Source organism: Phaeobacter sp. NW0010-22, from assembly GCF_040365955.1.
In the GTDB taxonomy this organism is placed as follows: domain Bacteria; phylum Pseudomonadota; class Alphaproteobacteria; order Rhodobacterales; family Rhodobacteraceae; genus OMPR01.
This window is the reverse complement of record NZ_BAABWT010000008.1, coordinates 267,943-278,509: the sequence shown is the minus strand read 5'-3', so window position 1 is coordinate 278,509 and position 10,567 is coordinate 267,943. Positions and strand designations below refer to the sequence as shown.

9 protein-coding genes are annotated in these 10,567 nt (G+C 53.3%); 3 read left to right on the top strand and 6 right to left on the bottom strand.

Features of this window, described 5'->3' with window-relative positions:
- Nucleotides 1-456: 456 nt before the first annotated feature.
- Entirely contained in the window at nt 457-1,458 is a 1,002-nt protein-coding gene (locus tag ABWV33_RS18030) for a succinylglutamate desuccinylase/aspartoacylase family protein (protein WP_353332727.1), read from the top strand.
- Nucleotides 1,459-1,686: 228 nt separating this feature from the next.
- Nucleotides 1,687-2,364, top strand: a complete 678-nt coding sequence (locus ABWV33_RS18025; RefSeq protein WP_258547016.1) for a Crp/Fnr family transcriptional regulator — start codon at nt 1,687-1,689, stop codon at nt 2,362-2,364.
- On the opposite strand, the gene ABWV33_RS18020 is transcribed toward ABWV33_RS18025, so the two are convergent.
- The 5 genes from ABWV33_RS18020 to ABWV33_RS18000 all read right to left on the bottom strand — a co-directional run bounded on the left by ABWV33_RS18020 (nt 2,359) and on the right by ABWV33_RS18000 (nt 8,630).
- The gene (locus ABWV33_RS18020) at nt 2,359-5,370 is read right to left on the bottom strand and encodes an adenylate/guanylate cyclase domain-containing protein (RefSeq protein ID WP_353332725.1); all 3,012 of its coding nucleotides are present in this window, start codon (nt 5,368-5,370) and stop codon (nt 2,359-2,361) included. The genes ABWV33_RS18025 and ABWV33_RS18020 overlap by 6 nt on opposite strands.
- A 3-nt stretch (nt 5,371-5,373) precedes the next feature.
- Nucleotides 5,374-6,945 carry an FAD-binding oxidoreductase gene (locus ABWV33_RS18015; RefSeq protein ID WP_353332723.1) on the bottom strand — a complete coding sequence of 524 codons (1,572 nt, stop codon included), beginning with the start codon at nt 6,943-6,945 and terminating at the stop codon, nt 5,374-5,376.
- 136 nt (nt 6,946-7,081) lie between these two features.
- Nucleotides 7,082-7,324 (bottom strand): (Na+)-NQR maturation NqrM, encoded by a 243-nt coding sequence (gene nqrM / locus ABWV33_RS18010; protein ID WP_113822011.1) that lies wholly within the window; start codon nt 7,322-7,324, stop codon nt 7,082-7,084.
- 27 nt (nt 7,325-7,351) lie between these two features.
- Nucleotides 7,352-8,374 carry an FAD:protein FMN transferase gene (locus ABWV33_RS18005; RefSeq protein ID WP_353332721.1) on the bottom strand — a complete coding sequence of 341 codons (1,023 nt, stop codon included), beginning with the start codon at nt 8,372-8,374 and terminating at the stop codon, nt 7,352-7,354.
- 67 nt (nt 8,375-8,441) lie between these two features.
- The gene (locus tag ABWV33_RS18000) at nt 8,442-8,630 is read right to left on the bottom strand and encodes a hypothetical protein (protein ID WP_113822013.1); all 189 of its coding nucleotides are present in this window, start codon (nt 8,628-8,630) and stop codon (nt 8,442-8,444) included.
- A gap of 121 nt (nt 8,631-8,751) precedes the next feature.
- Between ABWV33_RS18000 and ABWV33_RS17995 the strand changes: the two genes are divergently transcribed.
- On the top strand, nt 8,752-9,276 hold the full coding sequence (locus tag ABWV33_RS17995) for a CBS domain-containing protein (RefSeq protein WP_113822014.1): 525 nt from the start codon (nt 8,752-8,754) through the stop codon (nt 9,274-9,276).
- Between the two features lie 60 nt (nt 9,277-9,336).
- Here ABWV33_RS17995 and nqrF read toward each other — a convergent pair whose 3' ends face one another.
- Entirely contained in the window at nt 9,337-10,557 is a 1,221-nt protein-coding gene (gene nqrF, locus ABWV33_RS17990; protein WP_113822015.1) for an NADH:ubiquinone reductase (Na(+)-transporting) subunit F, read from the bottom strand.
- Nucleotides 10,558-10,567 lie beyond the last annotated feature (10 nt).

Below are 10,567 nucleotides of genomic sequence, written 5' to 3'. Positions count from 1 at the left end.
AACAGCAGCGCGCGTTCTCATCATAGGGTGTCCTTTCTGTTGAACTGTTCGAATATGGCCAGAGCAGCGTCAAATTTAGCGTCTACTTGTCTCTGGTTAAAACGGAATAGGGGGGCTTATCCAAACCTAAACTTTGGATTGCCCGTTTGATTGTTGGTCTCTTTCTCTGAAAACGGTCCACCCCATTTGGGTCAAAGGAGCCGCACGGTTCAAGCCGAGTTGCCCTATGGTTTCATCATTCGGGTGGTCTACGTCAAGAAGGCGGATCACGTAATCTCTCCAAGTTGGATGAATCTTTTCCGATGCGGTGGTGAATCTTTTCCGACGCAGTCAGATCTGAAACCTCGCTTATTTCTCTGACCAGATGTCGGTTTGAATTCAAACGCGTTTGCGACATCTTAGGGGATTTTCTCGAGTCAGGGTGAATTATAGGGTCAAGTAAAAGGGAGAGGTGATTTGGCTGAAACTTTGATTTCCTCAGAGGTTGATCTTGATGCGATGGGCAAGCACGCAGGTTTTTTGCGCGTACCCCATTCTGTCCACGACAGTGCCTATGGGTGGATCCCTGTTCCCATCGCGTCCATTCGAAATGGCGCGGGGCCGGTTGTGTTGTTGTTGGCTGGTGTTCACGGGGATGAATACGAGGGGCAGATTGCGCTCAGCAAATTGGTACGGTCACTGGCACCAAATCAAATCAGGGGTCAAATCATTGTGCTGAGCATGACCAATTTCCCGGCGGCCGAGGCCGGGCTACGTTCGTCACCAATTGATGGGGGCAATCTCAATCGGGCTTTCCCCGGTGATCCGACTGGCACGCCGACACAAATGATTGCGGACTATATTGAGCGTTATTTGCTCCCCCGATGTGACTATCTTATCGATCTTCATTCTGGGGGCACGTCTTTGTTTTATCCCCCGACTTTGCTCCGGGGACAGGGTTATACACAACAAGAAGCCGTGATGTTGAAAGCGATACAAGACGCATTCGACCTGCCTTATGCATGGGTTTTCACCGGTGGGGGAGGGCCCAATTCAACGGCGCGGACAGCGATGGGCGCCGGGAACAGAAACTGGGTCGTTTCCGTCATGGCCGAACTGGGCGGCGCTGGAGCGGTGACGCCATCGATCTTGGCGCAGACAGAGCGGGGATTGCGCCGCGTTCTACATCGTCTGGCTCTTTTGTCGGGGGCGGGACCTGTTCCACAGAATAGAACACGTGAAATGCATGCTCTTGGAACGATTTGTATCTACGATCGTGGCGTGTTCGAGCCTGTCAAAGATATCGGCGATGACATCTCAGAGGGCGAGGTATCCGGTTATGTGCACCGTCTTGATCGGCCGTTGGAGGCTCCGACTGAGGTGATTTCCTCTTTCACTGGGACGATTTTATGTAAGCGCCCCTTGGGGCAGGTGAAATGTGGGGATGTGGTGTATCAGGTTGCGGCAGACGCCACGTGATTCAAGCTGTGTTTGCTATGTTTCACGAGGTGCTACCGTTTGGTCATCTCAATCAAAGGTTGCTAAAATTTTTTAAATAACCTGAAATAACACAATGTTTTGAAGGCATACTCTTGGCTGTTGCGTTTTACATGCGACAAACAAAGGGTATGTCAGAACCGGACCCCTAGGGGGGGCTCGGTAAGTGGTTTGAGTGAGGTGATAGGTGTGGCGGACGGAAACTCTGTAGTGACGCAGATAACCAGCACATTGTCTGAGATGTCTTTGTTTGTTGGGTTAGAGGCCGAAATCGTCGGTAAATTCGCCAACGATCTTTCCTTGTCTTGGGTCTTGCCTGGTCAAACAGTGGTCGAGCAGGGCGAGAAAACGGATGATGTGCATTTCGTGCTTTCGGGGCGATTGCTGGGATTGCTGATGTCGGACCAAGGGCGCGAGGTTACCTATACCGAAATCAAAGCGGGTCACTATTTCGGAGAGCTTTCAGCGCTGGATGGACGCCCCCGGTCCATTACCGTTTCAGCGGCGAATAAAACACAACTCGGCTCTATGTCAGCAACGAAGTTTCGCGAATGGATGGCAGGGCAATCCGAAATCGCGCACAACCTGACCATTGATCTTGCGGAACGGAACCGGCGACTGACCGAGCGTGTATTCGAACTGGTGGTGCATGATGTGGATACGCGGGTCCGAGTTATGTTGTCTCGTTTGGCCCAAGATCATGAGCAACTGAAAACTGGTGGCGTGTTGGAGCCAAGCCCAACACATGACGCAATCGCGACTTACATCGGGGCAACACGCGAAGCTGTGAGCCGTGTGATGGCGCGCCTGTCTGCAGAAGGCGCGATCAAAACCGAACGGCGCAGGATCACGTTTCTGGATCTCGATCTGTTGTTGGGAAAGCTATAGGGTTTGCTCGCGCAGTTCTTTAAAATACACCAGCATCCAGCGTTCGCCCAATGAAAGGGTTTGCTCTAAAGCCGCTAAATCCTCGGTCGGGCCATCAGGTGTTTCCAGCTCAGCAAGGGCTCGGGCTGTCCGGAAAGTCGGAAACAGAAACAGGAAATCGTTGTCCCTGAGCGTGTTGAAACATTCTTCGCTTTTAGCGAACCCCGGTTTGTGCGTGCCTTCGGCGATTTCCAAGAAACCGGTCAGCATCCGGTCGAAAATTGCCCAAAACGCGAGATCACGTTCAGAGGAAATCTTATGGAGGCGATCTCGGAAATTAGATACGGCATCCCAGTCTCGACGCAACGCTGACGGCAAAGCCGCTCCGAACGTAAGCGTGTGGCACATGGTATGGGCCAATCCGGTTTGTTCGGCTGCCAGCAATGCCGCATCAATGGCGCGGGTCGCCTCGTCTTGCGTGCCGGTAATTGCGCGAATGGCTGAAAAACAGGACATCACGGTAGCGTGGTTGTCCGTGGCCCCAAAGGGGCGCATCAGATCGGCGTGAATGTCAGCCCTGTAATTGGAAATGAACCGGTCAAGATGCCAAAGAGCGTTGTCAAACTCGCCTCTTAACATGTGGGTCGTGCCCACCATCCGGTGCAAAAGCATTTGATGCAGGCCGGTGGGTTCTTGGTTCGCAATGTCAGATAAATTCAAGGCAAAGTCGTGCCCGACGTCAATGTCGCCGTGGGCCAGAATGTCGATCCACCGAAAGAACATTGATGAAAACACACGCTGTTCACCGCCCGTTTGTGTGATCAGCCCGCGGATTCTGTTCATGACCGAGATGTCTGCGGAACGGTATCCTTCGGCCCCAATCACAGCGGGATAAAGCGCCAAAAGCGTGTCGGCTTCGAACTGTTTTGTCCAGTTTTTTTGATCTTTTGGAATGGATGGGATCAGTGACAATGCTCGTCGATAGAGGGCAACCGCTTCGGCGTCCGCTGATTGTAAGGCGGCGTTTCGACCAGCTTGAACCCATTGTGTTGCGGCTTCTTGTGGGCGTTGCGCGCGTTCGAGTTGGTTTGCCATTACCGACGGCTCTAAGTCGCGTCCTTGATTTGCGCGCTGTTCCATTGCGGCAATAACATCGTTGTGCAAAACGATCCGGTCGCGCGACAGGATGGTATCGTAGGCACAATCCAACAGCATCTGATGACGAATGATCAGACAATTTTCTTGATCTGGCCCAACACCGATTTGCAAATCAGCAAGGCCAGAATCCACCAACTCGTTCAGAGCGGTTTCAATTCTATCGGGGCCAGACCAAAGATCGCGCAACAACGGCACCGGGCTTTCGCGTCCACAAACGGCCGCAAGCCGCATCAAGGGCCGTGCAGCTTTCAAGCGGCGAATGCGAGCCTGAAGACTTTGCTGCAAGCTGGACGGAATGGCCTGCTCTGGTTCGACGGATCCGTCATGTCGATCGGTTTCGCTCAGCTGGGCGCGGATTTCACGGCTGAGCTCTTCGGCAAAGATGGGCATGCCTTCGGCTCTTTGTACCAAAGCATCTATGAACTGATCGCCACCGGGAATGTTGCCCAAAAAGTCTTGGACGATTGCATGTGTGTGGTGGTCATCCAAGGGAACAAGAACGATGGAGATCGCGTTTTGCACGGTAGAATACTGACGATCCATTCCGGTATCTCGGGCGCTGATGATCAACATCAACCCGGTTGGCGAAGATAAGGCGAGCGTGCGCAACACCTCTAACGTGGAGGGGTCCGCCCAATGCAGATCATCGACCCACAGAACACGAGGTTTGGTTTCAAGGCCGGTGAGATAGTCGACCAGATTAGAAATAACACGGGCCCGGCGTTGATGACGCTCTGCCTGTGGGCTGATTGCGATTTCATCCAAGGCCAATAGAATTTCAGATGCTTGGTTCTGTCCCGCTTCTTGATCCTGTGCCAAGAGTTGGCGGAAGGTGTAAAAAGGGATGTGGCTGCCCTGTGGTTGGCACAAAATTCGGCGCGCTGCGCCTTGACCGAGATGATGTTGTTTTAGGAATTCGGAAATCATGCGGGATTTTCCGATGCCGTGTTCACCTGCAACAGTGGTTAGCGCAAAGCCACCATTTTGAACTTTGATCCATTGCTCAGAAAGCTTTTTGAGCTCATCGTCGTGATTGATAAAGGCGCCATTGCTTGTCATCCAAGGGAGTTGGCGCGATGTGTCGGGGGCTTTCTGATCCCTGACTTGATACAGGCGGCAAGGGGTTTCGATGCCTTTGAGCAGCCTGAGCCCCAGAGGGCGCAATTCAAACTGGTCCCCCAATAGGGTCGCAGTGGTGTCAGATAACACGACGCTGTTGGAATCCGCTTCGGCCTGAAGTCGCGCTGCCAGATTGACAACCACCCCGTAGGCACGACCGGAATTGGAAACCAATTCCGGGTGCTGATCATTCACAACGACGGGCCCGCTGGCGACTCCGATCCGCACGGCAAGTGGTTCACCATCTGGGGTGTGGAGCTTGGTTACCGACGAGATAATCGAACAGGCGGATTCAACCCCGCGGGGCGCGGCATCTTCCAACGGGTCTGGGTAACCAAAATAAACCAGAACGCCATCGCCATGATATTGGGCAATGTGCCCGCCATAGGGCGTCACGGCCTGTTCGACCCCCTGATAGAAATCAGACAACAGCTCGCTAAAACGTTCCGCGCCTTGCTCAAAGGCAAGCCGTGTCGAATTGACAAGGTCGCAAAACACAACCGTCAGGTAGAGCCGCTCTCCGATTGGATCTTCGACCTGCGTTTCGGGAACGGATGGGGCAGAGGCGGCCATGATCTTGCGCCTGTGTCCAAGCGAGGTAACGCCGAGTTCCTTAAGATCCGCATCCGTGAGATGAGGCAGAACATCTGTATCGATGTCTGCCTCAATAAACGCGGGTGCGTAGTGCTCCAAATCCAGATCGGCAAGCCAGGCCACAATGCCTGCAGCATTGATCGATCCTGCTCCCATGGATCAGGACCGATGGGCGTGTTGAATGGGTTTATCCAATCCATATACACCCATGTCTTCGTCTAGACGGTCAGTTGGGGCAATGCTTTGGGGATAGCGGAACAGGTTCAACGGATCATATTTGGATTTGATGAACCGCAAAACGGGATAATAGCTACCCCAGTAGTTTTCGCCAAAATCAGGATTATCCGGTGAAGGATAGTTTTGATAGACACGCCCACCCCAGTAGGGGGCAATGGTATCTGCCCAGCCTTGGGAAAACGCCAACATCTGGTCTTTGTCTGCCTCCGTTGCCCAGAAAACATCAAAGAAGATATCGCAGTACACATCGCGATGGATAAACGCGTTTGTGCGTTCTGGTGTGGCAATCGCCCCGCCGTAAATTTCCATCGCAGCGATTGCCGTCTGGTTTGGTGTGCTGACGTAATACTGCACCAGCTTAAGCCAGTCGTCCGCCGTAAGCAGCTGATCCAAGTATCTGCTCAGCTTGGCTTCGCGCGGAGGGAAGGGGAAATTCTTGGGGAATTCAGGGATCTCATAGGGTTTGCTTAACAGGGCTTCGTTCAAAGCCTCATAGGGCATCGGGTCATAAACTGTTTGCAGGACCGCACCAGGCTGATCCAACACTGGTTGAATTACGCTGCGCATGTCTTCGGTTGATCCGTTGTACATGCCACGCATCAACAGCATAGGCTCTTTGGCTGTCCCTTCTGCGCCTTGATAGGCCCAGATCATCTGATAGCCCAACTGATCAGGGGCGCCAGTGCGCATGAAATTGGCTTGCAACCATGCCAAAGCATTGGCCGTTTGGGTTTCACCTTCTGCGCCGGCCATGGACCAGCAGATCGAAAACCCAGCAAAGCTGTTGAGCGGATAGATCTTGTATTTGACCGCCAGCAAAACGCCAAAGTTGCTGCCGGTGCCGCCCCGAACCGCCCAGTAAAGGTCGGTGTTCCATTCCGAATCTGCGTAAACGATGCGCCCGTCTGACAGCATGACGCGCACCGCTTCTACCTGGTCACAGTTCATGCCAAAAATACGAGCGGTGAACCCGTATCCGCCACCCTGCATGTACCCACCAACACAGACTGTGGGGCAGGCGCCGCCGGGTGTGTGGTATCCATAAGCCTGCAGGTGTTTGTTGAATTTCCCAAACGTTGTCCCGGGACCAACCCAAGCACATTCCGATTCGGGATAAATGCCAACATCGTTCAGTTCGCTGACATCAATCAAGAACCCACTTTGCGATGAAAATCCAGCTGTGCTGTGACCGCCGGACCGAACAACCACGGGCAAATCAAGCGCTCGGGACACATTCAGACATTCGGCAACGTCGGCAGGGCTGACGCAGTAGACAATCGCTTGGGGGAAGGCGGAAAAGCGAGGATTAAAGACCATACGGTCAGTATTGTAATCCGGATCCCCGGGAAGCACGACTTTGCCGGCAATCTTGGATTGCAACTCACGGGCGTATTTTTGTGGGATGGCTTGCGGCGTGCCATCTTGTTCTACACGCTTGTCCCAAATCGCAAATCTCTCTTCGCGGCGCGCCGCGGTCTCATCATACCAAATCAAAACAATACCCCTTAAACAATTTTCAATTCATCCTAAAGGCGGTAACCGCCAAGAAGCAATTTGGGATTTGTTATAGAAGCAATAAAAATGCTTTGAATTGGGGTAACGTTACGGAGAGGCTTGGTCTTTTTTGCGTTCAGCTTGTCTGATCGGCATTCATCTGTTCGACCATTTGACGCGCGCGACGGCATTGCAGCTTGTCGCGAAGGGGGCTGTCCGGATCAACGTCTTTGGAGCAGACCACGCATTTGTCCGCGCCGGAAATCGCATTCAACCCACCGCAGCTGCCTTTGATGGTTTTTCCCATCAGCATGACGCCAAGGGACATGCCAATCATGACGAGGGCCAAAATAAAGAAGGCCAGAAAGAAAGTTGCCATATCGCGGTCTCGCTTTGATCTCGTGACTTATTCACCGAGCAGTTTGGTGAACGCACTGCTCTGCGCTGTGGTATAGGATTCGGACCCGGTTTGCCCATCCCTAGAGATGAAGAACACGGCAAGTTCATTGGCTTCGGCCACTTTCAGCCCATTTTCCTTCCCCAGAACCAGCATTGCGGTTGCCCATGCGTCTGCCATCATTGCGTTATCGGTCACAACTGTGACCGAAGTGGTGCGATGGGTGATGGGGCGTCCGGTGGTCGGGTCGATAATATGGGAATAGCGTATGCCATCCTGTTCAAAGAAGTTCCGATAGTCCCCCGACGTCGCGAGGCCAAAATCGCTGACCGGTACGATCAGTTGCACGGTTTGGGCGGCTGCGTCGGGCTTTTCGATGCCGATACGCCAATCTTCGCCTTTATCGTTTTGGCCTTTGGTCACCAGATCGCCGCCGATTTCGACCATATAGTTTTCGACACCAAAACCGACCAAGGTTTCAGCCACGGCATCCACGCCATACCCTTTGGCGATGGCGGATAGGTTAATACCGACCCCTGCCGCAGATTTGCCGAGCGTGCCTTTATCTGTGTCCAATGTCAGCAGTTTGGATTGGCTTACGGCGGTCAGCGCAGCGTTGATATCTGCATCTGACGGAATCGGGTCTTCGGGTTTGCGGGGACCAAAACCCCAGAGTTCGATAAGCGGGCCGAGGGTGACGTCGAACTTGCCACCGCTTTGATCATGCACCGTGTTTGCCGCGGTCATCACAGTTACAAATTCCGCCGAAACGGGAGTTGGATCTGTATTGGGGGATGCGGAAAACGTCGACACTTCGGATTTAGGATCCCAGTTCGACATCTTGGCGTTCACACCGGCAAGCGATGTTTCGACCGCTGCGGCGATCTCGTCATCCGCAAGATCCACGCCGATCGCTGTGATGTTATAGGTGGTGCCCATCGTCTTGCCCGACAGGCGCAGCACTTCGGGGTCTTCATCGAAAAGGCAGCCTGACATGAACAGGGGCAGGGCCAGCAGCAACCATTTGGGCATCGGTTGGATCTCCGGATTTAGGCGTTGCTGGCGTATGCCACCGCAGGCGGTCAGAGTCAATTTGACGTCAGTATTTCAACGGCAGAAACGCCAGTGCCATAAGGCCTATCGCGGCAGGCAGGCCATAGGCCCAAGCCCGCAGCCGGGTGTTGGGCTTTTCCGATTTCCAATTCTGCCGATAGAGATGGCCGCTAACCACGACAATGAACAGGATAATCGAGCCACTGAGCGGGGTCAGATACAGGTCTTGGAACATGTTGTTTTCCTTGCTGAACAGTCCCACGAACGGGTTTTCAAAATTGAGGTCTATGCGGATCGAAAACCGGCGTTAAGATGAGGGTATATCTGCATTTCAACGAAACGGAGGAGATCTGCGAATGGCACCCACCTCATACCAAGCTCCAACACGGGGCGACAAGGCGGAACGCACCACTTACAGTCAATCGGTAGAGTCAAACATGTCTCATACCTTAACCAAGGTGTCCAAGCTACTGGAGGGGAAAGGCGATGCTATATTTTCGGTGAACGTCGGAGATACCATTGCTGATGTAGTTGGCGTTCTTAAGGATAAACGCATCGGTGCGGTTGTTGTTACCGAAGCAGGCGGCGTGATGCAGGGCATTCTTTCAGAGCGCGACATTGTGCGCCGCATGGCCGATACGCCGGGACAGACCTTGCCGCAGTCAGTTGAAGATCTGATGACCAAGGATGTTGTGACCTGCACGCCGGATGACACGCTGACGGATGTTTTGAAACGCATGACCGAAGGACGGTTCCGGCACATGCCTGTTTTGTCCGAGGGACGTTTGTGCGGAATGATTACCATCGGTGATGTTGTGAACTTCCGCCTGAAAGAACTGGAATACGAAGCCCTGCGCATGAAGCAGATGATCGTCGGCTAAACGGTCGTTATTTGATCCACCAAATGAAAACCGGCGCTCTGAGGCGCCGGTTTTTTCTATTTATCCACCAAAGTCATCGAGCATGATGTCTTCGCGATCTACCCCAAGGTCGACCAGCATGTTGATCACAGACTGGTTCATGATGGGCGGACCACACATGTAGAATTCACAATCTTCTGGGGCCGGGTGATTCTTTAGGAACTCTTCGAACAGAACATTGTGAATGAAGCCGGTGTAGCCATCCCAATCATCGCCGGGCTGCGGGTCAGACAGGGCAACGTGCCAGTCAAAGTTGGCGTTCTCGGCTGCCAGAGTGTCAAAGTCTTCGACAAAGAACATCTCTTTCTTGGACCGGGCGCCATACCAGAAGCTGATCTTACGATCAGAGTTCAAGCGCTTGAGCTGGTCAAAGATGTGGCTGCGCATTGGCGCCATACCGGCACCACCGCCGACAAACACCATCTCTTTTTGGGTGTCGCGGGCAAAGAATTCGCCGAACGGACCCGAGATGGTCACCTTGTCACCTGGTTTCAGGTTAAAGATGTACGACGACATCTGACCCGCTGGAATTCCAGAGGAGCCGGGAGGAGGCGATGCAACCCGAACGTTCAGCATGATCATACCGCGTTCGTCTGGATAATTCGCCATCGAATAGGCGCGCTCGATCGGTTCTGGAACAACGCTTTCGTACTGCCAGAGATTGAAGTGATCCCAATCGCCGCGATACTCTTCTTCCACATCGAACTCTGTGTATTTCAGAGCATGTGCCGGGGCTTCGATCTGGATGTAGCCACCGGCGCGGAAATTCACATCTTCGCCTTCGGGCAAGTCCAACGTCAGGGCCTTGATAAAGGTTGCAACGTTTTCGTTTGAGCGAACGGTGCATTCCCATTTCTTGACGCCAAAGACCTCTTCGGGGACTTCGATGTTCATGTCTTGCTTGACGGCAACCTGACAAGACAAGCGATCGCCGCAAGACGCTTCGCGTTTGGTGATGTGGCTTTCCTCAGTTGGCAGGATCGACCCGCCACCCGAATGCACTTTGACCCGACATTGGGCGCACGTGCCGCCGCCACCGCAAGCGGAAGGAACGAACAGTTTTTCAGCCGCCAGCGTTTGCAGCAATTTGCCACCTGCTGGAACGGTGATTTCTTTTTCGCCGTTGATGGTGATTGTCACGTCACCGGTCGAAACCAGACGCGAACGGGCCATCAGAATGATGCTGACAAGTCCAAGAACGATCAGAGTGAAAAGGATAACACCAAGTGTAAAGGTTTCCATGTTCTAGCGC